18 protein-coding genes are annotated in these 22,691 nt (G+C 69.7%); 6 read left to right on the top strand and 12 right to left on the bottom strand.

Annotated features, from left to right (window positions below):
- Window positions 1-15 precede the first annotated feature (15 nt).
- The 6 genes from OG607_RS38185 to OG607_RS38160 all read right to left on the bottom strand — a co-directional run bounded on the left by OG607_RS38185 (window position 16) and on the right by OG607_RS38160 (window position 7,241).
- The gene (locus OG607_RS38185; protein ID WP_405733723.1) at window positions 16-1,989 is read right to left on the bottom strand and encodes an EamA family transporter; all 1,974 of its coding nucleotides are present in this window, start codon (window positions 1,987-1,989) and stop codon (window positions 16-18) included.
- A gap of 162 nt (window positions 1,990-2,151) precedes the next feature.
- A complete protein-coding gene (locus OG607_RS38180) occupies window positions 2,152-2,895 on the bottom strand; it encodes an ABC transporter ATP-binding protein (RefSeq protein ID WP_405733720.1) in 744 nt (247 codons plus the stop codon).
- A complete protein-coding gene (locus tag OG607_RS38175) occupies window positions 2,892-3,710 on the bottom strand; it encodes an ABC transporter ATP-binding protein (protein WP_405733718.1) in 819 nt (272 codons plus the stop codon). Before OG607_RS38175 ends, OG607_RS38180 begins: the two co-directional genes overlap by 4 nt.
- The gene (locus OG607_RS38170) at window positions 3,707-4,933 is read right to left on the bottom strand and encodes a branched-chain amino acid ABC transporter permease (RefSeq protein ID WP_405733715.1); all 1,227 of its coding nucleotides are present in this window, start codon (window positions 4,931-4,933) and stop codon (window positions 3,707-3,709) included. Before OG607_RS38170 ends, OG607_RS38175 begins: the two co-directional genes overlap by 4 nt.
- Window positions 4,934-4,936: 3 nt before the next feature.
- Window positions 4,937-5,983, bottom strand: a complete 1,047-nt coding sequence (locus OG607_RS38165; protein WP_405733712.1) for a branched-chain amino acid ABC transporter permease — start codon at window positions 5,981-5,983, stop codon at window positions 4,937-4,939.
- 103 nt (window positions 5,984-6,086) lie between these two features.
- Window positions 6,087-7,241 carry a branched-chain amino acid ABC transporter substrate-binding protein gene (locus OG607_RS38160; protein ID WP_405733709.1) on the bottom strand — a complete coding sequence of 385 codons (1,155 nt, stop codon included), beginning with the start codon at window positions 7,239-7,241 and terminating at the stop codon, window positions 6,087-6,089.
- Between OG607_RS38160 and OG607_RS38155 the strand changes: the two genes are divergently transcribed.
- Window positions 7,234-7,443 carry a hypothetical protein gene (locus OG607_RS38155; protein ID WP_405733707.1) on the top strand — a complete coding sequence of 70 codons (210 nt, stop codon included), beginning with the start codon at window positions 7,234-7,236 and terminating at the stop codon, window positions 7,441-7,443. The two genes, OG607_RS38160 and OG607_RS38155, sit on opposite strands and share 8 nt — an antisense overlap.
- 287 nt (window positions 7,444-7,730) lie before the next feature.
- On the opposite strand, the gene OG607_RS38150 is transcribed toward OG607_RS38155, so the two are convergent.
- On the bottom strand, window positions 7,731-8,474 hold the full coding sequence (locus tag OG607_RS38150; RefSeq protein ID WP_405733704.1) for an SDR family NAD(P)-dependent oxidoreductase: 744 nt from the start codon (window positions 8,472-8,474) through the stop codon (window positions 7,731-7,733).
- The gene (locus OG607_RS38145) at window positions 8,452-9,216 is read right to left on the bottom strand and encodes an SDR family NAD(P)-dependent oxidoreductase (RefSeq protein ID WP_405733701.1); all 765 of its coding nucleotides are present in this window, start codon (window positions 9,214-9,216) and stop codon (window positions 8,452-8,454) included. The genes OG607_RS38150 and OG607_RS38145 overlap by 23 nt, the downstream gene beginning before the upstream one ends.
- A 323-nt stretch (window positions 9,217-9,539) precedes the next feature.
- Between OG607_RS38145 and OG607_RS38140 the strand changes: the two genes are divergently transcribed.
- Entirely contained in the window at window positions 9,540-10,496 is a 957-nt protein-coding gene (locus OG607_RS38140; protein ID WP_405733698.1) for a LysR family transcriptional regulator, read from the top strand.
- Window positions 10,497-10,742: 246 nt separating this feature from the next.
- Window positions 10,743-12,059 carry a flavin-containing monooxygenase gene (locus tag OG607_RS38135; protein WP_405733695.1) on the top strand — a complete coding sequence of 439 codons (1,317 nt, stop codon included), beginning with the start codon at window positions 10,743-10,745 and terminating at the stop codon, window positions 12,057-12,059.
- Window positions 12,060-12,130: 71 nt separating this feature from the next.
- Here the strand turns inward: OG607_RS38135 and OG607_RS38130 are convergent, their stop codons facing one another.
- The 3 genes from OG607_RS38130 to OG607_RS38120 all read right to left on the bottom strand — a co-directional run bounded on the left by OG607_RS38130 (window position 12,131) and on the right by OG607_RS38120 (window position 16,388).
- Window positions 12,131-13,660 (bottom strand): aldehyde dehydrogenase family protein, encoded by a 1,530-nt coding sequence (locus OG607_RS38130; RefSeq protein ID WP_405733692.1) that lies wholly within the window; start codon window positions 13,658-13,660, stop codon window positions 12,131-12,133.
- Window positions 13,657-15,147: a 2-oxoadipate dioxygenase/decarboxylase family protein gene (locus tag OG607_RS38125; RefSeq protein ID WP_405733689.1), complete on the bottom strand. Its 1,491-nt coding sequence runs from the start codon at window positions 15,145-15,147 to the stop codon at window positions 13,657-13,659. Before OG607_RS38125 ends, OG607_RS38130 begins: the two co-directional genes overlap by 4 nt.
- A gap of 65 nt (window positions 15,148-15,212) precedes the next feature.
- Entirely contained in the window at window positions 15,213-16,388 is a 1,176-nt protein-coding gene (locus OG607_RS38120) for an NAD(P)/FAD-dependent oxidoreductase (protein ID WP_405733686.1), read from the bottom strand.
- Between the two features lie 179 nt (window positions 16,389-16,567).
- Here OG607_RS38120 and OG607_RS38115 point away from each other — a divergent pair, with 179 nt between their 5' ends.
- A complete protein-coding gene (locus tag OG607_RS38115; protein ID WP_405733683.1) occupies window positions 16,568-17,482 on the top strand; it encodes a LysR family transcriptional regulator in 915 nt (304 codons plus the stop codon).
- Window positions 17,483-17,489: 7 nt separating this feature from the next.
- Here OG607_RS38115 and OG607_RS38110 read toward each other — a convergent pair whose 3' ends face one another.
- On the bottom strand, window positions 17,490-18,395 hold the full coding sequence (locus tag OG607_RS38110; protein WP_405733680.1) for a LysR family transcriptional regulator: 906 nt from the start codon (window positions 18,393-18,395) through the stop codon (window positions 17,490-17,492).
- Window positions 18,396-18,553: 158 nt separating this feature from the next.
- Here OG607_RS38110 and OG607_RS38105 point away from each other — a divergent pair, with 158 nt between their 5' ends.
- On the top strand, window positions 18,554-21,466 hold the full coding sequence (locus tag OG607_RS38105) for an FAD-binding and (Fe-S)-binding domain-containing protein (RefSeq protein ID WP_405733677.1): 2,913 nt from the start codon (window positions 18,554-18,556) through the stop codon (window positions 21,464-21,466).
- A complete protein-coding gene (locus OG607_RS38100) occupies window positions 21,459-22,607 on the top strand; it encodes a Glu/Leu/Phe/Val dehydrogenase (protein ID WP_405733674.1) in 1,149 nt (382 codons plus the stop codon). Before OG607_RS38105 ends, OG607_RS38100 begins: the two co-directional genes overlap by 8 nt.
- The last annotated feature ends 84 nt before the right edge of the window (window positions 22,608-22,691 follow it).

The raw sequence follows: 22,691 nt of genomic DNA, 5'->3' as shown, positions 1-22,691 counted from the left end.
TCGGCGGGCGACGGGTCAGAGCACGAGACACTCGCTCCCGGCCGCGTCCTGGCCCCCGTGGCGCGCCCGCTGGATCACCGCCCAGGCGGCTGCGGCGTCCTGTACGCCGATGCCGACGCTGCCGTAGAACACGATGTCGTCGGGATGCTTCCGGGCGGTCGCACGGCCCACGACGACGTCCCCGAGGCCGACGAGGTCCTCGCGTAGGAGGTCTCCCGACCGCAGTGCCGCCACGACCGGCCCGCAGTGCCCTGCGGCGGTGGCGGGGTCGTCGACGACGACGGCTCCCGCCCGGCGCAGCACCTCGGGGTCGGTCTCGCAGCGCGTCGGCTCGACGGATCCGACGCTCACCACGGTGCAGCCCTTCGCCAGCCAGGCACCGAGGACTACGGGCGTCTCGCTCAGCGTGCAGGCGGCGACGACATGGGCTTCCGCCACCGCCTCCTCGGCGGTCCTGGCGGCTGCCACCTCGATGCCGAGTTCGGCGGAGAGTTCGGCCGCGGCGGCCAGGCTGTTGCCCGGTGTGGGGCTCCAGATGCGCACCGTCCGCAGCGGGCGTACGCGGGCGATGGCACGTACGTGGGCCCGGGCCTGCACGCCGGAGCCGATGACCGCGAGCCGGGTGGCGTCGGGACGCGCGAGGACGGAGACGGCGAGGGCGCTCGCGGCGGCCGTGCGCAGGGTCGTCACCGTCGTCCCGTCCATCACGGCCACGGGGCGGCCGGTTTCCGGATCGAGCGCGGTGATCAGGGCGCTGACGTTGGGCAGTCCGCGCCCGCTGTTGCCCTGGTTGAGGCTGCCGAACTTGCAGACCGCGCCGGTGTCCGCCGACAGGCGGGAGGCGTAGCAGAAGACGATCGAGCCGTCGAAGCGGCTGGGATAGAGGATCTTGTCCGGCAGTTCGGCGGTCCGGTCGCCCAGGGCGGTGAACGCCGCCCGCTGGGACTCGATGGCGGTGTCGGGATCGAAGAGCGCCTCCACCTGACGCTGGGACAGGAAGAGGATCTCCTGCGGTGCTTCCGGCATGCGCTCCTGCCTCTTCGTTACGGGGCTCGCTACAGTAACCGGCTCCGGCGTCGGGCGGCGTACGGGCGCTGCGGCGCCGACCGGGCCCGCGTCGGCCGCCGCGGAGGACGCGCCGAGCGACACGCCGGCGGCGACGAGCAGGCTTCCCAGCAACTGCCCGGCACCGAAGCTTCCCGTGCCCACCACAGGTGCCGTCAGCGCGGCCGAGACCGGGATCAGGCCGGACAGCAGTGCCATGCCCACCGCGCCGATCCGGTGGATCGCGCCGAACCACAGCACGATGCCCAGCACCGTCACGGCCAGGATCTGCCACGCCAGGGCCGCAGCCTCCGCCCCGTCGGGCATCCGCACCCACGCCGAACCGTCGAGGGCCAGGCCCAGCGCCGCCGCCTCCACCGAGGCGATCGCGCACGCGCAAGTGGTCAGCAGCAGTGGCCCCAGCACTCTCAGCACCGGCACGACGAACAGGGCCATGACCACTTCCCCGCCCAGCGCCGCCAGCGACCAGAGCAGACCCGCCGCGTCCGTCCGCCCGAAGCCCTGGACCACCGCGGCCCCCGCCACCACGACCAGCGCTCCACAGGCCACCCGGCCCGAGGGGCGTCTCGACTCCATCAGCGGTGCCAGGATCGCCACCACCACTGGCGTGCATCCCACCACGACGCCAGGTACGGCGGGCTCGGCGGTGCGCTCGGCGGAGAGCACCGCCACGTTGAACCCGACCAGGCCCGCCGCCGACACCAGGGTGAGCCGCACCCACAGCCGTGGGGTGAGCCGGCGGACCGGCGCCCATCCGCGCCGGGTGCACAGGACGGCCAGCAGCAGGAACCCGAGGGCGTAGCGCACCGACTGCCCACCCAGGAACGGGTAGTGCGCCATCACGCTGCTCGCCACGAAGGACACGCCCACCAGCACGGCGGAGACGGTGCCCATCAGCACACCGAGCCGGTGCGACCGCGTCATCCGCGGCACGGCGCTCACGCCGGCCGCCCGAAAATCCCAGCGCCGGCAACCACCGCACTCGTCACTACCGCGCCACTTCCCTGTTCATGCCTCGTCGAAAACCCGAACCCCGGGTGCGCGAGTGGCCGCGCCAGGTGGGCGCACCCGCGCGCCCGGGGTGTGTCAGCCGCCGAGATAGGCGCTGACGATCTCCTGGTCCTCGGCCAGCTCGTCCGCAGGACCATGGAGTTTCAGGGAGCCGGATTCCAGAACGTAGGCGCGGTCCGCGACCTCGAGCGCGGCCAGGGCGTTCTGTTCCACGAGGAGCACCGTGGTGCCCTGCTCGCGGATCCGGACGATTGTTTCGAAGATGACGTCGACGAGCACCGGGGCGAGCCCCATGGAGGGTTCGTCGAGCAGCAGCAGCTGGGGCTTCGCCATCATCGCCCGCCCGACGGCGAGCATCTGCTGCTCGCCGCCGGACATGGTGCCCGCCTTCTGGTGGATGCGTTCCCGGAGCCGGGGGAAGAGCTCCAGGATCATCTCCCGGTCCTCGGCTATCCCCTCCTTGTCCTTGCGCAGGAAGGCGCCCATGTCGAGGTTCTCGTCCACGGTCATCTTGGGGAAGATCCGCCGCCCCTCCGGAGAGTGGGCGATGCCGCGCCTGACGATTTCGTGATCGGCCACACCGTTGAGCTTCTCGCCCTGGAAGGTCACGGTGCCGCGCCGCACCGGCAGCAGGCCGGATATGGCCCGCAGGGTGGTGGACTTGCCCGCGCCGTTGGAGCCGATGAGGGTGACGATCTCGCCTGGGTAGACGGTGAGCGACAGACCCTTCACCGCCGCGATGTTGCCGTAGTAGACGTGGATCTCGTCGAGTTCGAGCATCGGCTCGCGGGTCTCGGTCACGCCGTTGGCGCCGCTCATATCTTCTTGTCCCTTCCGGACTTCCCGAGATACGCCTCGATCACCCGCTGGTCGTTCCTGATGTCGTCGGGGCCGCCTTCGGCGATCTTCTCTCCTCTGTCGAGGACCGTGATCCGGTCGGAGACCTGCATGACGACACTCATGTCGTGCTCGATGAGCAGGACCGAGAGGTCCTTCTCGTCGCGCAGCCTGTGCACGAACGAGGTGAACGTCGCCGACTCCTGGGGGTTCATGCCTGCGGTCGGCTCGTCCAGCAGCAGGACGCTCGGGTCGAGCGCGAGCGCGCGGGCGATCTCCAGCCGACGCTGGTCGCCGTAGGAGATATTGCGGGCGTACTCGCCTGCGAACTTGCCGATGCCGACGAATTCCAGCAGCTCCCGAGCGGTCTCATGGGCCTCCCGCTCCTCGCGGCGCTGCCGGGGGGTCCGCACGATGGTGTGGAAGGGCCCCGCCTTCAGCTTGGAGTGCATGGCGACCTTCACGTTCTCCTCGGCCGTCATGAGGCCGAAGAGCCGGATGTTCTGGAACGTACGGGCCATGCCGAGGGCGGCGATCTTGTGCGGGACCAGAGTGGTGATGTCCCGGTCGCCGAGGACCACCCGGCCGCTGGTCGCCCGGTACAGGCCGGTGAGCACGTTGAAGAACGTCGTCTTGCCCGCGCCGTTGGGCCCGATCAGGCTGACCACGGACTGCTCGGGGATGGTGAAGCTGACGTCGTTGACGGCCACCAGGCCGCCGAACTGCACCGTGATGTGGTCGGCGCGCAGCTTCAGCCCGGTCTCGGTGTCCTGGGGCGCTGTCTGCGGAGTCGTCATGCCTTCTCCCCTGTTCCGTCGGCGGCGATGACGGGTTCCAGTTCCTCGTCCAGTTCGGGGGCCGCTTCCTCCATGTCGGCGTGCAGCGACTCCATGTCGGTCCGGCTGGGTTCCTTCAGGATCAGCCGGGTGCGGGATTCGGGCAGGATGCCCTCGCGCCGGAACAGCATCATCAGGACGAGGATGCCGCCGAACAGGAGGAAGTTGTACGAGGGGAAGTTGACGTTCGTCCCGAACTGTTCGTTGAAGGACGTGCCGAACTGCGGCAGCCCGGTGGAGTTGATCCAGGCGAGCACGAGCGCGCCCAGGATGACGCCCCAGACGTTGCCCATGCCGCCGAGCACGACCATCGCCAGCAGGGTGATGGAGATCGAGAAGTTGAACCGGTCGGGCAGCACACCGTTGACGTGCGTGGCGAAGGCGACTCCGCCCAGGCCTCCCGCCACCGCGCCGACCGCGTAGGCCGCGAGCTTGGTGCGCATCAGCGGTACGCCCATCATGCTCGCGGCGAGCTCGTCCTCGCGGATGGCCAGCCAGGCGCGGCCCAGCCGGCCCTCGCGCAGCCGCAGCGTGATGAAGACGACGAGCGCGGCGATCCCCACGAAGATCAGGTACTTCCACACCAGGTCGAACGGCCCGAGCTTGGTGGAGCCGATGGCGATCGGGTCGACCGGGGTGATGCCCTGGGCGCCGTTGGTCAGGTTGAAGCCACCGATGTTGTCGCCGTTCAGGAAGACCTGCGGGATGATCTCGCCGAAGCCGAGCGTCACGAGCGCGAGGTAGTCGCTCTTCAGGCGCAGGGTGGGCGCGCCGATGATCACGCCCCACAGTGCGCAGAACGCTCCTCCGACGATCAGCACCAGCCAGAAGCTGATGTGGATGCCCGGCCCGGACGCGCCGCCGAAGAAGTTGAAGTTGACATCGTAGAACTTGCCGGACATCAGCCAGCCCGCGACGTAGCCGCCGATGGCCCAGAAGGCGACGAAGCCCAGGTCCAGCAGGCCGGCGTAGCCGACCACGATGTTCAGACCGAGTGCGCAGATCACCCAGACCAGCGCCTCGTTGACCGAGGTGAGCGGCAGCCAGTTACGGAAGAACGTCTGGCCGTCGGGTCCGAGGCTGGGGATCATGTAGTAGTAGGCCAGGAACACCAGGACCGCCACGGCGGTGTATCCCAGCGGCCACCGCAGCCGGTGCGGTACGGATACGGATATGGAAGCCATGGGCTACACCTTCTCCGTGGTCGGTCGGCCCAGCAGGCCTTCGGGCTTGAAGACCATGAGCAGGATGAGGATGGTGAAGACCACTGTCTGGGACCACCTCTGGTGGAACCCGTAGGGCAGGCCGTCGTTGAAGCCCTGGATGACGCCGATCAGCAGGCCGCCCAGCACCGCGCCGGAGATGTTGCCGATGCCGCCGAGGACCGCGGAGGTGAAGGCGATGAGCCCCATCTGGTAGCCCAGGTTGTACGCCGTGGTGCCCACGACCTGCTGGTACATCACGCCTGCGGTACCGGCCAGCGCCCCGCCGATCAGGAAGGTGAAGGAGATGGTCCGGTTCACGTTGACGCCCATGAGCCGGGCGGCGTCCTGGTCCTGGGCGACGGCCCGCATCGCCTTGCCCTGCCTGGTGCTGGTGACGACCCACTTCAGCAGCAGCAGGACGGGCACGGTCACCGCGATGACGGCCAGCAGGCTGTAGTCGACCTTGAAGCCGCCGAACCCGAAGGACCCCTCGGGAAGAATGGTCGGCCACTGCTGGGGCGTCGAGCCGTTCCACTTCAGGCCGACGAACTGCAGGATGAAGCTCATGCCGACCGCGGTGATCAGCGGGGCGAGTTTGGGAGCCCGCCGCAAGCGGCGGTAGGCCACGAACTCCAGGGTCACGTTGACGCCGCCGCAGAAGGCCATGGTGGCGACCAGCGTGACGAGCAGGAGCACCCAGCCGAGGAGCGTGGAGGTGGTCTGGCCCATGACGGTGGTCAGCAGGAATCCGCTGAACAGGGCTCCGAGCATGAACAGGTCGCCGTGGGCGAAGTTGATCAGCTCGATGATGCCGTAGACCAGGGTGTACCCGAGCGCGATGAGCGCGTAGAGCATCCCGTTGTTGAGTCCGTCAGCGCCCGCCGAGAAGAACTGTGAGGGTGCGTGGATCAGGTTGACGCCGAGCCAGACGACGACGCCGAAGAGAATGGCGTACGTGACATAGCGCTGGAAAACCGCTTTGCGGTCGATCGTGGCTGGCACCACGACGCTGGTAGCAGCTGCTGCCATGAAGGGTCCTCGGGGGGTGAGATCACGTGCAGGGGAGCCGGCCGGAAGCCGGTCCGGGGCGGGCGGCACCTGGTCGGATGCCGCCCGCCCCGCAGGCCTCAGCTCAGCTGACGGGCCACGGCTTGAGGAACTTCTCCTCGTTGTCCTTGACGTTGATCACCGAGATGTCCAGGACGTCGACATCGCCCGTCTTCGGGGAGATGGTGAGCGTCTTGCCCACGGCCGACTCGTCGGCCGGGATGGATATCCCACTGCCCGAGAACACCTGGTCCCGGACGCCCGCCCGGGTCCCGTCGGACTGCTCGATCGCCTTCAGCATCACCTGCAGCGCCTCTACCGCGTACAGCGCGTAGTTGGTCGCCGGGTCGGCGCCGTACTTCTTCTTGTAGGCGTCGAGGAGCTTCGCGCCGACGCCACCCTGCTCGCGCAGGCTGGTGGTGGTCAGACCCGCGAAGGTGAGGTACGAGCCCTGGGCCTGCGCCAGCTTGTCGAAGTCCGGGTAACCGCTGAAGCCGTCAGGTGCTATCAGCTTCACCTTGGAGTTGTCCCCGAGGACCTTGACCTTGTCCTTGACCAGCTGGCCGCCGTTGTTGTCGAAGATGCCGCCGACGTAGATGCAGTCCGGGTTCGTCGCCTTGATGTTGGTGAAGAGCGCGGTGTAGTTCGGCTGCTTGAGGTCCCACGCCTCGTTGCCGAGCACCTTGATGCCCTGCTTCTTCGCCTCGTCCGCGAACGCCTTGGCGACACCGATACCGTACGTCTGGTTGTCGTTGAGGACGTAGCAGCTCTTGACACCCAGATCCTTGGCGGCGAACTGGGCTCCCGCCGCACCCTGGTAATCGTCGGTCGCGATGACGCGAGCGTAATTGCGCTTACCGGACGGGTAGTACTTCGCGGGCTCTCCCGGGTCCCAGGACTTCGTCAGACCGGGGTTGGTGTTCGCGTGCGACACCATCAGCATGGGGCCCTTCGGGTCCTGGTTCAGGACCGGGACCTCGATCTTCGCACAGCCGGAGTTGTAGGTGCCCATGACCGCGACCTCGTCGGTGTTGGCCACGTGGTCCTGCGCGTTCTTGGCACAGGTCGCGTCGTCCCAGGCTCCCTTGGCGGCAGTCGAGTCGTCGTAGACCTTGAGCTTCACCTTGTACTTGCCGGCCTTGCCGCCCACCTGGTCCAGGTAGAGCTTCATCGCGTTGATCGTCGACTCGGACGCGTCCTTGGACGCTCCCTGGAGCGGCAGGTCAACACCGATGACCATCGTGCCGCTGCTCGAGCCACCGTCCGAGCCGCCCGAAGCGCTGCCCCCGCAGGCACTTGCAGCGAGCCCGGCCACCGCGACCGTTGCGAAAATCTTGGCTGCTCTGAACATTCCACTCCTCAACGCCGAAGGTAATGGGAAATCTGGGGCTTCCACGTCACTTATAGGTCACGGCAAAGTTTTCATCAGGTTTCGGCATTGAATTGTTATCCATGCCGGGATGCGCCAAGAGGGCATGCGAGAACAGGGGGGCCCACGTGGGCCACCATCTCGCGAGGAATTAACTCGCCGGAAACGAATCTCCTGTATTCAGTCGACGAGACCGAAGAGTAACTTTCGGCGCCTTGGGTAACCTGCCGTTCCCGGCCGTGAGCCGATCCGGTCGGCCGTCACGCATTGCGCGGCGAACGCGCGTACTCCTATGTCCGTCGGCGCGTGCTGGACGGTCATGGGCATGTCTCCGTTGCGTGGCGGGAGCTTTCAAAGGGGTCAGCGGACGGCGATGCCGCCGCTGACGACAAGTGTTTCGCCGGTCATGTACGTGCCGTGGCACAGCTTCCAGACCCAGTCGGCGATCTCCTCGGGCTGGGCGGCCCGGCCCAACGGGATGGTGGAGACGGCCTGTTCGATACGACCGCCGGCGCGGGTGCCCGGGGTGTCGACCCAGCCGGGGGCGATGGCGTTGACGGTAATGCCGTCGGCGGCCAGCTCCTGGGCGAGGGAGCGGGTCAGGCAGACCACGGCCGCCTTTGAGGCGCTGTAGATCAGCTGGCCGGGCGAGACGGCGAAGGCGTCGATGGAGGCGAAGTTGACGACCGATCCGCCGCCTGCGCCGCGCAGTGCGGGGACGGCTTCGGCGGTGACGTTGAGGGTCCCGAGGACATTCACGTCGAAGATGCGCCGGTAGGTCGGCTCGTCGTAGTCGGCGAGAAGGGTGGGGGGATAGATGCCGGCGGCGTTGACGACAGCGCGCAGCCCCTCCGGGGAGCCGAGTGCCGTGGCAACGGCGGCCCGGTCGGTGATGTCCACCGCCACGGGCCGAAAGGCGGCCCCGAGCTCGTCGGCCACCTTGTCGAGGGCCGCGGTGTCGCGGTCCACACCGAGGACGGACCAGCCCTCGGCGAGGAACCGCTCCGCGACGGCCCGGCCCATGCCGCTGGCCGCGCCGGTCACCAGGGCCGCGGAGCGCGGGGGCCCCGAGTGCGTGGGCTCAGTGGGCGAGGAAGCCGCCATCGATGACCATCTCCGTTCCGGTGGTGAAGCTGGAGTCGTCGGACGCGAGAAAGGCGACGGCGCCGGAGATCTCCCGGACGTGGGCACGGCGGCCCATCGGGGTCTGCGGGATCACGCCGCCTTCCTTCTCGTGTTCGTTCATGGGGGTGCTGACTCCGCCGGGGCAGAGGGCGTTGACGCGGATGCCGTCGGCGGCCAGTTCGAGGGCGGCGGTCTTGGTGAGCGCGATCAGGGCGCCCTTGCTGGCGCAGTAGGCGACGTAGCCGGCGGCACCGACCACTCCGAAGATCGAGGCGACGTTGATGACCGAGCCGCCGCCGTTCTCACGCATCAGGGGTGCGGCTGCCTGGATGCCGAGCAGCGGGCCGGTGACGTTGACGGAGAGGGTGGCGTTCCAGTCCTCGGCGCGTTCTTCGAGGAGCGGGTTGACGTGGATGATCCCGGCGTTGTTGACCAGTACGTCCAGGCGTCCGGTGGCCGTCCGGGCATGCTGGACGGCCCGGGCCCAGTCGTCGGGTGATGTGACGTCGAGGTGCAGGAACTCCACGTCGAGCCCGGCCTCCTGGAGGCGGGCGGCAGTGGCCTTGCCCGCGTCGTCGAGGACGTCGCAGGCCAGGACCCGCGCACCTTCGGAGGCGAGCCGTTCGGCGTGCGAGGCTCCCTGACCGCGGGCACCGCCGGTGATCAGGACGGTCCTGCCGGACAGTCGTGCGCCGGCCGGCGTGCTGGGATGCGTACTCAATGCCGTCTCCTGGATGGGATGTACTGATCGGTGCGGCGGGCCCGGGCGTCGCGGCTCGGTTCCAGGACCGCTTCGCGGACTTGCTCAGAGGAGTTCCGCACGGGGAGACCTCCTTCACCAGCCGTGAGCGGGCTGGAGGGGGACGAGAAGGCTGGGGACCTGTGAACTGGCTCGGTGAGCGGGCCGGAGGGTGCGGGCCGGTCATGGTCCGGCGAGGTGATGTGCGTCCGCCCGTTGACCACCCCAGCGCTTGCGGAGAGTATGGAGACCTCCACGGCAATTGGTAAACCCTCGAAATTCCGAGGCTCCTCAAGGATCAGCCTTTGGCAAGCGCGATGACTCTGCAGCAGTTGACCTACTTCCTCGCCGCCGTCGAGCACGGCTCCTTCTCCGCGGCGGCGGAGGCGCTGTACATCGCGCAGCCGAGCCTGTCCGAGCAGATCCGGCGCCTGGAGCACTCGCTCGGCGTCCCGCTCTTCGTCCGCACCAACCGGAAGCTGGTGCTGACCGAGGCCGGACATCTGCTGCTGCCGCGTGCCCAGCACGTACTCGTCGCCACGAATGAGGCAGAGGAGTCGGTGCGCGGAGTGCGTACGCTCACCGGCGGCACCGTGGCCTTCGGCACCTTCAGCAGCGCGCAGCACCTGCTGCTGAGCGGCTTGATCACCGATTTCCGGGCCCAGCACCCGAAGGTGAGAATCCGTGTCGTGGGGCTGAACTCCTCCGAGGTCGCCGACGCCGTCCGTGACGGCGTACTGGAGGCGGGGCTTGTCGCCCTGCCGGTGGACGACCGCGGCCTGGACGTGAGCGGCGTCGTATGGACGTGCGAGGTCGTCTACCTCAGCGCCGATCCGTCGCGCGTCACCGAGCCGCCCACGGCGCAGCAGCTGGCCGAAGCGCCGCTCATCCTCCCCGAGGCGCGCTGGGGCAATATCGACCCCACCCGTCGCCAGCTGCTGGGGCGCGTCCAGAGAGCGGGCGTCTCCCTCAGCCCCGTGGCCGAGGTCGAATCCCCCGCCCTGGCCCTCACCCTCGCTGCCAGCGGCGTCGGCGACACCGTCATCTCCCTGCCCCTCGCCCGCTCGCTGGGGTATCTGGAGCGCCTGCACTCCGTCTCGCTGGACCCGCCCCTGCACGAGACGTTCGCGTTCATCACCCGGCGCGACGCCCACCTCTCCCCCGCCACGCGCGTGCTGATGGAACTGGTCACGAAGCACCTGGCGGCGCTGGAGACCTGTGACCCGGTGATCAGCCACATCGAGGGCGCCGGCGACGAGTGAGGCCCGGCCGCCCCTGACGAGCGCGGGTCGACCATAGGAAAAACCTATGGGCACGGCGTAAATCACGCATTCACCTAGAGCAGTGGTCCCGTCAATACTTTGGTCATCCTGACGGGCGGACCCACTCACCCCTGACCGCGTCTGGATGCAACGAAGCCCTCGCTCCGCACGCCAACCCCGCCCCGGTCCAAGGCCGCCGGGTGACGGCTTCGGAAGCCACCGTCCCGGACCACGAAGGGAACCCCCATGTCCCGCTACTGCGTCATCGGCGCCGGAGCCGCAGGCGTCTCCGCCCTCCAGCAACTGCGCCGGCGCGGCCACAGCGTCGACTGCTTCGAGAAGACGGACCGGGTCGGCGGCCACTGGCACACCGACTACGACGCCCTTCACCTCATCACCTCGCGCGACATGACTGCGTTCGAGGACTTCCCGATGCCCGCCGGGTACCCGCACTTCCCGCGCCGCGACCAGGTGCGCGCCTACATCGAGTCGTACGCACGCGAGCACGGCCTCTACGAGATCATCCGGTTCGGCACGGCCGTGACGAGCGTCGAGCCGGTCCCGGCCCCCGAGGGCGTCACGGACGCGCGGACGGGGTCGTACGGCTGGCGGGTGACCACCTCCGCCGGGGACGACGAGGTCTACGACGGCGTGCTCGTGGCCAACGGCCACCTGTGGGACCCCAAAATCCCGGACATCCCCGGCGAGTTCACCGGAAAGACGATCCACTCCGGCGTCTACAAGAACGTCTCGGAGCTGGGGGGCGACCGCATCCTCGTCGTCGGCGCCGGAAACTCCGGCTGCGACCTCGCCGTCGACGTCGCCCAGCACCGCCTGGACGCCGACATCGTCATCCGGCACGGCTCGTGGTTCCAGCCCAAGACGTACTTCGGCGTGCCACGCCAGGAAGTGCCGTTCCTGGCCGGCTTCTCGCCGCCGGAGCAGGACCTGATCAGCCGGCTCATGGCCCGCCTGTCGATCGGGGAGTGGAACGCCTACCCGGGCCTGCCCGAGCCCGAGGGAGCCACCCTCGCCGAGGGCCGCGCGGTCGTCAACGACCTCCTCCTGTACTGGATCCACCACGGCCGCATCACCGTCCGTCCGGGCATCGAGCGCTTCGACGGCAACACCGTCCACTTCAGCGACGGCACGGCCGGTGACTACGACACCATCCTGTGGGCCACCGGCTTCAACGTCCGGCTCCCGTTCCTCGACGACTCCCTCTTCCCCTACGCCGCCGGGGCTCCGGTGCGCTACGCGGGCGGCATCGTGACGGAAACCGCCGAGAAGCTGTACTTCATCGGCCTCATCGCACCGCGCGGTCCGCAGATCCCGGTCTACGGCGTGCAGACCAAGCTCGTGGCCAAAATGATCGAACTGCACGAGCAGGCGGGCCCGGGGGGCGCCCCGCTCGCCGGGTACCTGGCCTCCCTGCAGGAGCCCGAGACGGGCATCGACGTCGTCCGCGACGGCTGGCTCCGGCAGATGGCCGACACCGAGCGCCTGCTCGCCGCCTACGAGAAGTCCTCGGGCAACGGGGCACCCTCGCTCCAGCCGCTGTAACCGCAGTCCCGGGCGAGTGTCCGTCAGCCCCGCCCCCGGCACAGGTCCGGGGCGGGGCTGAGGGCGCGCGTTCAGAGGAAGCTGACGTTCTGGGCGAGGGCGAGCCGGCTGGAGTAGTTGATGGTGTTGGTGGCCGGGCGCATGTATGCGCGCCAGGCGTCGGAGCCGGACTCGCGGCCGCCGCCGGTCTCCTTCTCACCACCGAAGGCGCCGCCGATCTCCGCGCCGGAGGTGCCGATGTTGACGTTGGCGATGCCGCAGTCGGAGCCCTCGGAGGAGAGGAAGAGCTCGGCCTCCTGCTGGTCGCGGGTGAAGATGCTCGAGGACAGGCCCTGCGGAACATCGTTGTGCAGGGCGATGGCCTCCTCGAACGTGTCGTACGTCAGCACGTAGAGGACCGGGGCGAAGGTCTCCTCCCGGACGACGTCGGTCTGTTCGTCGACGCGGACGATGACCGGTTCGGCGTAGGCCGCCCCCGGGGCGGTGTCGGCCAGCCGGCGGCCGCCGCCCACGAGAACCTTGCCGCCCCGCGCCTGTGCGCGGGTGAGGGCGTCCTGCATGCTTTCGAGAGCCTTGGTGGAGATGAGCGGTCCGACGAGGGTGTTCTCGTCGAACGGGTCGCCGATGGGGAGCTTGGCGTACGCGGCCGTCAGCCGTGCGATGAGGGTGTCCGCGATGTCGCGGTGGACGATGAGGCGGCGCAGGGTGGTGCAGCGCTGTCCCGCGGTACCGGCGGCGGCGAAGACAATGCCCTGGACGGCGAGGTCGAGGTCGGCGGAGGGCGCGACAACGGCGGCGTTGTTGCCGCCGAGCTCCAGCAGAGTGCGCCCGAAGCGGGCCGCGACGCGGGGGCCGACCTCGCGGCCCATGCGGGTGGAGCCGGTGGCGCTGATGAGCGCGACGCGGGGGTCGTCCACGAGCTTCTCGCCGATGGTGCGGTCGCCGAGCAGCAGACGGTGTACGTCGAGGGGGGCGCCGACCTCTTCGGCGGCTTGGGCCAGCAGCCGGTCGCAGGCGAGCGAGATGAGCGGGGTGAGCTCGGAGGGCTTCCAGATCACGGTGTCGCCGCAGGCCAGGGCCACGGCGGTGTTCCACGACCACACGGCGGCGGGGAAGTTGAACGCGGAGATGACACCGACGACACCGAGGGGGTGCCAGGTCTCGGCGAGGCGGTGGCCGGGGCGTTCGGAGGCGATGGTGCGCCCGTAGAGCTGGCGGGACAGGCCCACCGCGAACTCACAGATGTCGATCATCTCCTGGACCTCGCCCAGCGCCTCCGAGCGGATCTTGCCCGCTTCGATGGTGATGAGGTCGGCCAGGTCGCTCTTGTGATCACGGAGCAACTCGCCCAGGCGTCGGACGAGTTCGCCGCGACGGGGTGCGGGGGTGGTGCGCCAGGTGAGGAAGGCCTCGCGGGTGGCGCTGATGGCCTCCTCGGTGTCAGCGGCGGTGGCGGCCGTCAGGCCGAAGAGGTCCTCGCCGGTGATGGGCGTACGGGCCTGGAAGTCGGCGCCTTCCTGAACGGTGACACCGATGCGCTCCAGGGCGGCACGGGCCCGGGCGCGCAGGTCCTCGGTGGTGGGCAGGGTGGTGCTGGTCATGATGCTCCCTTGGGGTTGAGGGGTGAGGAGGCCGGATCGGCGGGGTCAGCCGAGTGCGCCTCCCGGACAGGCCCTAGTCCCAGTTCCCTGGCGACCCGGGCGATGGAGCGGTTCTGCTGGTGCTCGTAGAGGGCGAAGGGGTCGAGGACTTCGCGGTCGATGGCGCCGGAGAGCCATTCGCTGTCGTAGGCGGCGCCTTCCTGGTCGTTGTTCCTGGAGCCCTCGCCGCTGAGGTTGGACTGGAAGATGCCGGCCGCGGAGCGGGGCAGGAAGTCCTCGTAGACAACGGGCTCGGCCCGGACCCAGCCCTGCTCCAGCAAGTCGCCGATGCCGGTCGGCGGGCGGCTTCCGTCCCGTGGCCGGTCGGGCGCGACCTGGTAGGTGAAGTACGCCAGCCCCTGGGTGGCGAGTTCTCGCTCGCTGCCGGGGACGTGCTCGGCCCACAGGGTGCGGGCGAGTTCGCTCCGGTCCTCCCCCAAGCTCTCGGCTTCGCTCGAGCAGGGGGGACCCCCATGGGGGTGGAGGGCGGCCTGCTGGTCGACGAGGGCGAGCAGGCGGTCGTAGAGGGCCCGGCCCTCGCGGGTGACGGCGATGCCACGGGCTTCGACCTCGCCGAACCGCACGCGCAGGGCACCGGTGATCACGCTGCCGTCCGGGGTACGCAGGGCGCGGGGCTCGGCCAGCGCCCGGAAGGACGTCTGACGCAGCAACAGGTCGGGGCCCTTCCAGTCCGGAGGGCCCTGGATGGCGTCGATCATTTCGACACCGCGCCGGGTCATGCGCCGGTAGAGCTCGTCGATGTCCAGGACGCGCGGGGTCAGGTGGTTGATATGGGTGCTGCGCACACCACCGATGTCCGCGGCGACGGCGGAGACCTTCTCCAGGGTCTCGTACCAGGCCTTGTCGATCGGCTCGGCCGACAATTCGAAGGCCTGCACGGCGAGCAGGAGGAAGCGTTCGGCTGCGGCGTCCGGCAGTTCCTTCTCCGCCTCGGCCCGGTCGGCCAGGGCGAGCAGCTCCGGCGGAAACAGCTCGCGGCCGGCGAGGAACGTCTCCAGGCGGGAGCGCAGACCGGCGTCGAAGAACCGCGGGTCCGCCGGGGTGAGCATGGACGTGAAGACGCGGAAGGGGTTACGTGCCAGTTCCTCGCCGTCGATGGGGCGGAACGCGGTCGATACGACGGGCACCGCGCTGGCGGCGGCCTCGCGCAGGTCGTAGAACCCCACCGGGTGCATGCCCAGAGCCCCGAAGATGCGGGCGACCTGCCGCAGTTCGCCGGGGGTGCCGACGCGGATGGCGCCGTGCCGTTCCGCGGTCACCCGGCTGATGGATCCCAGACGTTCCGCGTCGGCACCCTGCGCGCGCAGGACGTCCTCGTTGACCTCGCGCGAGACGTCCACGAGCGTGGTGTAGGCGGGGACCTCCCGCCCGTACATGTCCGAGAGCCGCGAGGCGAAGGCGGCGCGCAGTTGCCACTGGCTGATCATCGACGGTTCTGCCTCTCCATCGGGCTTTCGGTCGGGCGGTCGGGCGGGCGGGCGGTCACGGGAATTCACACCACGTGGGCTTCGGGGCGGATCTCGGCCCCGGCCCGGAAGCGGTCGGCGCTGAGGGGGGAGATGTCGATGAAGGGTTCGCGGTCCAGGCAGAGGTCGCGCACGATCTCGCCGACGGCCGGGGCCTGCAGGAAGCCATGGCCGGAAAACCCGGTGGCGTACAGGAAGTTGGCCAGTTCGCCGGAGCGTCCGATCAGGGCGTTGTGGTCCGGGGTGACCTCGTACAGTCCGGCCCAGCCGTCGGCGATCTCCATGTCGGCCAGCGCGGGGGCCTGCCGCCGCGCGGCGGCACGGAACAGCTCGAGCCAGTCCGGGGTCCAGGTGGTGTCGAACCCGTCAGGCTGGTCGGGATCGGCCAGGCCGAACAGCAGACCGTCGTCGCTGTTGTGGAAGTAGGCCGAGGTCGAGAAGTCGATGGTGAAGGGAATGCGAGGTGCCGGAGGTGTCAGCGGCTTGGTGAAAGCCAGCTGGCGACGCACCGGCCGCACCGGCAGGCTGACGCCGGCCATGTCGCCGATCTGCCCCGACCAGGCGCCCGCCGCGCAGATGACGGTGGAGCAGGAAATCGGGCCGCGGTCGGTGTGAACGGCGGTGGCACGGTCGCCGGCGGTGTCGATGCCGGTCACGGCGGTGTGCGGAGCGAACCTGACGCCGGCCCGGGCCGCGGAGTCGGCATATCCGTGGACGACCAGGGCGGGGCGGGCGTGGCCGTCGGCGGCTGAGTAGACGGCGGCCACGAGTCCGTCGGTGGTGATGTAGGGACACAGCCGGCGGGCCTCGTCCGGGCTGATCATGCGGCTGGGCACGTCCAGGCTGTTCTGGATCCGGACACTGACCTCGAAGTCCGCGGCCTGCTGGTCGCTGGTGAGCAGGAAGAGGTAGCCGACGCTGTCGAGACGGATGTCGGCGCCGGGGCGGTGCGCGAAGTCCTGGAAGGCCCGCAGACTCCGGTTGCCCAGTTCGATGTTGAGCGGGTCGGAGAACTGGGCCCGCACTCCGCCGATCGGTTTGCCGGAACTGCCGCAGCCCAGGTCGCCGCGCTCTACCACGACGATGTCGGTCACTCCGGCCTCGGCCAGGTGGAAGGCGATGCTGGCACCCATCACGCCACCGCCGATGATCACGACATCGGCGGTCGGCGGAACGGTGCGGAAGGTGGATGAGGTGGGCAAGAGGCCGATCCCTTTCCCGAGGCCGACGCCAGATCCGAAGAGGCATCCGTTCGGGGCGCGGCATGGGCTGTCAGTTTTGTGGTGAGAAGGGCTGATCAGCTATCTGCCTGTCATCGTGACGGCCCCCAACCGTTGACGTCTATGAACAGTTAGTGCGTCTGATCTATTAGGATCTCTATATGGACTGGACCAGCTCCCAGCTGCGCTCCCTGGTAGAGCTGCGCCGGCGCGGAACCATCACCGCGGTGGCACAGGCCCTGGGATACACCCCCGGCGGAGTCTCCCAGCAGATCGCCGCGCTGGAGAAGGCAACCGGCATGGAGCTGCTGCAGCGTGTGGGGCGACGGGTGGAGCTGACCGACGCCGGGATGACGCTGGCCGATCACGCCGAGCGGATCCTGTCCACGGAGGCCGAGGCGGTTCAGGCCCTTGAGCGCAGTCGCAACGAGATCTCCGGGGTGCTGCTGGTCGGCCTGTTCGCCACGGCCGCCGCCGAGATTCTGCCGCAGGCCCTGCGGCGGGTGCGCGAGGCCCATCCCGGGCTGGCCGTGCACAGTCGCGACATGGACGTGGACGAGGTGTACGACGCCGTCGCCTCCGGCGGCGTGGACCTGGCGCTGGGCCTGGACTACCCGGATCTGCCCATCCCTCGCGATCCGGCCCTGCGGGTGGTGCAGCTCTACCGGGAGCGGTTCTCACTCGCGGTGCCCGCCGGGTCGATGGACGGCCGCGAAGAAGTCGCCCTGACCGACACCCAGGACCTGGTATGGATCATGGCATCGGCCGACAGCTACTACGGCCGCGCCGTGCGCACCGCCTGCCGGCGGGCGGGCATCGAGCCGGATGTGCAGCACGAGGTAACGGACACCGCGGCCACCCTCGCGCTGGTCGAGGCGGGCATCGGGGTGAGCACCGTGACGGATCTGATGCTCAGGCTGCGCGCCTCACGCTTCGACGTTGTAAGGCTGCACGAGACGATCGAGCGGCACATCGTCGTGGTGTTCCGTTCCTCCGCCGAGCGTCGCCCCACGGTCGCGGCGCTGGTCGACGTCCTTCGGGCGGTGGCCGGGACCCGGCGCGGCATCCCGGCCTAGGATGGGCCTAGGCCGGGTGCAGATACGGCTCGCCGGCCGGCACCGCACGCCGCAGGGCATCGAGCATCGTGGCCAGCAGGGGATTGCTGTTCTCGGCGCGGTGCAACGCCATCACCCGGCGGTGCGCGGAGCGCTGCGTCAGGCGTGTGGCCTCGATCCCCTCACTGAGTACGTGACTGAGGGCCGGTACGACGGCCACTCCCAGGCCGGCGGAGACCAGCTCCCGCACCACGTCGTAGTTGTTGCTGCGGAAGGCGATCGCGGCATCGAATCCGGCGGCGGCACACAGCCGGGTGAGTGACAGGGCGCCAGCCGTGCCTTCCCGGCTGGTGATCCACCGCGCCCTGGCCAGGTGGGGAAGATGAGCGCCCAGGGCGCTGCCTTGTGCCCGCAGCAGTATGAGGTCCTCCCGCAACAGGTGATGGCAGGTCAGTCCGTCGGGCCACTGCCGCGGACTGAGCCCGTACTCGTACACCAGCGCGATGTCCAGGTCGCCGCTCCCGAGCGAGGCGATGAGCTCTTCGGGTTCACCCTCGTCAAGGTGGATCTGCGCGCGCGGATGCGTTTCGCCGAGCGCCGAGAGCGCGGCGGGCACCAGCCTGACGCTCGCCGTCGGGAAACTGCCCAGCCTCAGCCGGCCCGTGGCGCCGGTGGCGAGTTCCCGCACCTGGTAGTCCAGGTCGTCCATGGCGGCCAGCGCCCGCGCGCTGAGGTCGACCAGGCGGTGCGCCGCGGTGGTCGGACGGATCCCGTGCGCCTCCCGCTCGAACAGGACCAGCCCGGTCTCCTTTTCCAGGGCGGAGATCTGCTGCGAGATCGCGGAGGCCGTGTAGCCGAGGTCGCGGGCTGCGATGGCGAACGATTTGCTGCGGACGACGGCCTTCAATGTGAGCAGATGCAGAGGCTTCAGCAAGGCGGGCTCCTCAGAGGTGCGGAGGCCCGAGCATAAGTAATCCTTGGTCTGGGGCGTCAATGCTTTCGGTCTGCTGGGCCTTGTGGCGTGGCCTGGCCGGCGGACATCTTGGGGTGGCCGGGTCGAACACGACCGGCGAGCACAAGGAGCGAGCACCAGTGGCCACGACAGGGCAAGGCCTCGGCAGCATGGACGCGGCAGCAGTGACCGAAGCCCTCAGCCGGGGGAACTGCGGCGAGGTCGCCGGCGACGCCGGCCGCCGGGCACAGTACTCGGCAGATGCCTCCAACTACCGGCAGATTCCCCTTTCGGTGGTCTTCCCGCGCGAGCGCCTGCACGTCCTCAACGCCCTTGCCGTGTGCCGCCGCCTCGGCGTGCCGGTCACATCCCGGGGCGCGGGCACCAGCACCTCCGGGCAGGCCGTCGGTCCAGGGGTCGTGCTGGATTTCTCCCGCTATTTCAACCGTCTCATCGCCCTGGACCCCCAGGCGCGCACCGCGACGGTGGAGCCGGGCATCGTTCTGGACGATCTCCAGACGGCCGCCGCCGGGCACGGCCTGCTGTTCGGCGCCGATCCCTCCACGCACAGCCGGTGCACGCTCGGCGGCATGATCGGCAACAACGCGTGCGGAACCCACTCCTTGGCCTGGGGCCGCACCGCGGACAACGTCACGGAACTCGAAGTGGTCACCTACCGCGGCACGGTGGTCCGTCTCGGCGAGATGACCCAGGACGAGATCGACGAGGCCATGGCTGCCGGTGATGACCGCGCCCAGCTGATCGCCTCGCTGTACCGGCTCGCCCAGAGCAATCTGGCGGCGCTGCGCACCAAGCTGGGGCAGTTCCCCCGCCAGGTGTCGGGGTACGCGCTGGAGCACCTGCTGCCGGAGCGGCGCTTCAACCTCGCCCGTGCCCTTGTCGGCAGCGAGGGCACGCTCGCCGTGATCCTCTCGGCGACCGTCCGCCTCATCTCCCCGCCGCCCGCCCGGGCCCTGGTCGTCCTCGGCTTCGAGGACGCCTGCGCCGCGGCCGATGCCGTGCCCGCCCTGCTCAAGCACCGGCTGCTGGCGCTGGAGGGACTCGACCACGCGCTGACCGACATCGTCACCCGGCCGGAGACCCGCGCCGCGATCGACAACCTGCCCGCCGCCCAGGCGTGGCTGTTCGCCGAACTCGGCGGCACAGCCGACGAACTGCCGCTGCGGGCCGCGGAACTCGCCGGGACCGCCCGGCGGGCCACGGGCTTCACCGGCAGTGAGGTCGTCATCGATCCCGCGCGGGCCCGACGGCTGTGGCGGATCCGCGAGGACGGAGCAGGCCTGGCCACACGCCTGCCCGACGGCTCCGAAGCCTGGCCCGGATGGGAGGACGCGGCCGTCCCACCCGCTCAACTGGGCTCCTACCTGCGCCGGTTCACCCGGCTGCTCGCGCAGCACGATCTGCGGGGCGCGGTCTACGGGCACTTCGGCGAGGGCTGTCTGCACGTCCGTATCAACTTCGACTTCACCACCGCGCAGGGCACCGCAGTCTTCCGCGCCTTCGTCACCGACGCCGCCAAGCTGATCGCCGCGCACGGCGGCTCGCTGTCCGGCGAACACGGCGACGGCCAGGCCCGCTCCGAACTGCTGCCCCTGATGTACGGGCCCGAGGTCATCGCCCTGTTCGAGGAGTTCAAGAACATCTGGGACCCCGACAACGGCCTCAACCCCGGCATGATCGTGAACCCCCTGCCCGTCGACGGCAACCTGCGGGTCAGCCCCCACCGCACCCCGCTCCCCCTGACCACCGTCTTCCCCTTCCACACGGACGGCGGTGACTTCGCCAAGGCCACCCGCCGCTGCGTCGGCGTCGGCAAATGCCGCTCCGCAAGCCACCGCGGCGACGTCATGTGCCCCAGCTACCGGGTCACGCTGGACGAGAAGGACTCCACCCGTGGCCGCGCCCGCCTGCTGTACGAGATGACCCAGGGCGAAGTGATCACCGACGGATGGCGGTCCACGGAAGTCCGCGACGCCCTCGATCTGTGCCTGTCCTGCAAGGGGTGCAGTGCCGACTGCCCCGTCGGCGTGGATGTGGCCACCTACAAGTCCGAGTTCCTGCACCACCACTACAAGGGCCGGATCCGGCCCGCCTCCCACTACACGATGGGCTGGCTCCCCCTGCTGTCCCGGGCGGCCGCCCGTGTGCCGCGGCTGGTCAACGCCCTGACCTCCTCCCGCCTGGCCCCCCTCATCAAGCGGCTCGGAGGGATCGCCGCGCAGCGCGACATTCCCCGGTTCGCCGACCAGACCTTCCTGACCTGGTTCCGCGACCGCGCACCCCAGGGCGAGGGACACCGCGGCCCGGTCATGCTGTGGGTCGACTCCTTCAACAACCACTTCACCCCCGACGTCCTCAAGGCCGGAGTCGACGTGCTGGAGAGCGCCGGTTTCCGCGTCCAGGTCCCCGACGGCACCCAGTGCTGCGGACTGACCTGGATCACCACCGGACAGCTGGGCATCGCCCGCCGCATCGCCCAGCGCACCACCGCCGCCCTGGGTCCCGCCGCCGGCGCGGGCATCCCCGTCGTCGGCCTGGAGCCCAGCTGCACCGCCGCCCTCAGGAGTGACCTGCCCGAACTCCTCGACGGAAACGCCGACGCCCGCGTCATCGCCCGGTCCACCGTCACCCTGGCCGAGCTCCTCGTCCACCGGGCGCCCGACTGGCAGCCCCCACAAGTCGAAGCCACCTCGATCAGCCAGACCCACTGCCACCAGCACGCCACCTCCGGCTTCGGCGCCGACAGTGCGCTGCTGCGCCGCATGGGGGTCGACAACACGACGCTGGACTCGGGCTGTTGCGGCCTGGCCGGCAACTTCGGTTTCGAACGCGGCCACTACGACGTCTCCGTCGCCGCAGGCGAACAGGTACTGCTCCCCGCCGTGCGCTCGGCCGCACCGGACACGCACATCCTTGCCGACGGCTTCAGCTGCCGCACCCAGATCGCACAGCAGACGGACCGTACAGGCACCCACTTCGCGCAGCTCATCGCCCGCGCGCTGCCCCTACCGACAAGGAACACCCTTGACTGACGCACTCTCCCTCGTCGACGACTGGGGCCCCGAGAAGATCGTTGTCGTCTCCCACCGGCGCACCGGCATGAAGGGCGTCCTGGTCATCGACAACACCGCCCGGGGCATCGGCAAGGGCGGAACCCGCATGAGCCCCACCGTGACCGTCGGCGAGGTGGCCCGCCTCGCCCGTGTCATGACCTGGAAGTGGGCCGGCGTCGACCTCTTCTACGGCGGCGCCAAGGCCGGCATCGTCGCCGACCCCGCCTCGCGCGACAAGGAGGCGATCCTGCGGGCGTTCGCCCGGGCCCTGTCCAACGAGGTGCCCCGCGAGTACGTGATGGGGCTGGACATGGGGCTGACCGAGAGCGACGCCGCCATCATCCAGGACGAGCTGGGCGACCGCGGGGCCGCCGTCGGCACCCCCGAGCACCTCGGCGGCGTGGCGTACGACAAGCTCGGCGTCACCGGCTTCGGGGTCGCCGAGGCAACCGATGCCGCGGCCCGGCGCCAGGGCCTGTTCCTGGCCGGCTCCCGCGTCGCCATCCAGGGCTTCGGCGCCGTCGGTGCCGCCGCCGCCCGGCGGTTCGCCGAGCTCGGGGCCACCGTCGTGGCGGTCTCCACGGCCCACGGCGCCCTGCACGACCCCAGCGGCCTCGATGTCGAAGACCTCCTGGTCTCCCGCCAGGAGCACGGCGACCACTTCGTCACCCGCCTGGGCCGGGGCACCACGCTCGCTCCCGGGGCGGAACTCACCGTGGACTGCGACGTCCTGGTGCCCGCCGCACTGCAGGACGTCATCGACCACACCGCCGCGTACGAGATCAAGGCCAAGCTCGTCGTGGAAGGCGCCAATCTGCCCACGTCCGCGAAAGCCCAGGGCATCCTTGCCCAGCGCGGCATCACGGTGGTCCCCGACTTCGTCGCCAACGCCGGCGGCGTCGTCGCCGCCGCCTTCGCGATGGATGCCCGTTACTCCGGTTTCCGGCCGGACACCGCCAGGATCTTCGAGACGATCTCGACCAGGCTGCGGGCCAACACGGTCACTGTCCTCGAAGAAGCCGAGCGCCGAGAGGTAACCCCGCATGCCGCCGGCCGCGGCCTCGCCGAGGAACGCGTCCGTACTGCGATGCACAGCAAGGGGCGCATCCCGCGCGACTGATCCCGCCCTGGGGCGAGCATCCGCACGGATGCGCCCCCAGATGCGGGACCATGTCGACCGCTGCTGATCACAAAGCCGCAGATC

The sequence above is a fragment of the Streptomyces sp. NBC_01537 genome, assembly GCF_045040445.1.
In the GTDB taxonomy this organism is placed as follows: domain Bacteria; phylum Actinomycetota; class Actinomycetes; order Streptomycetales; family Streptomycetaceae; genus Actinacidiphila.
This window is presented reverse-complemented; position numbering and strand designations above follow the sequence as displayed.

Bases quoted from the DNA above. Each gene is read 5' to 3' on its own strand.
- OG607_RS38115 (WP_405733683.1), top strand. From the start codon at position 16,568: ATGGACTGGACCAGCTCCCAGCTGCGCTCCCTGGTAGAGCTGCGCCGG.
- OG607_RS38180 (WP_405733720.1), bottom strand. From the start codon at position 2,895: ATGAGCGGCGCCAACGGCGTGACCGAGACCCGCGAGCCGATGCTCGAA.
- OG607_RS38130 (WP_405733692.1), bottom strand. From the start codon at position 13,660: ATGACCAGCACCACCCTGCCCACCACCGAGGACCTGCGCGCCCGGGCC.
- OG607_RS38165 (WP_405733712.1), bottom strand. From the start codon at position 5,983: ATGGCAGCAGCTGCTACCAGCGTCGTGGTGCCAGCCACGATCGACCGC.
- OG607_RS38155 (WP_405733707.1), top strand. From the start codon at position 7,234: ATGACCATCGTGCCGCTGCTCGAGCCACCGTCCGAGCCGCCCGAAGCG.
- OG607_RS38160 (WP_405733709.1), bottom strand. From the start codon at position 7,241: ATGGTCATCGGTGTTGACCTGCCGCTCCAGGGAGCGTCCAAGGACGCG.
- OG607_RS38175 (WP_405733718.1), bottom strand. From the start codon at position 3,710: ATGACGACTCCGCAGACAGCGCCCCAGGACACCGAGACCGGGCTGAAG.
- OG607_RS38150 (WP_405733704.1), bottom strand. From the start codon at position 8,474: ATGGCGGCTTCCTCGCCCACTGAGCCCACGCACTCGGGGCCCCCGCGC.
- OG607_RS38185 (WP_405733723.1), bottom strand. From the start codon at position 1,989: ATGACGCGGTCGCACCGGCTCGGTGTGCTGATGGGCACCGTCTCCGCC.
- OG607_RS38135 (WP_405733695.1), top strand. From the start codon at position 10,743: ATGTCCCGCTACTGCGTCATCGGCGCCGGAGCCGCAGGCGTCTCCGCC.
- OG607_RS38125 (WP_405733689.1), bottom strand. From the start codon at position 15,147: ATGATCAGCCAGTGGCAACTGCGCGCCGCCTTCGCCTCGCGGCTCTCG.
- OG607_RS38170 (WP_405733715.1), bottom strand. From the start codon at position 4,933: ATGGCTTCCATATCCGTATCCGTACCGCACCGGCTGCGGTGGCCGCTG.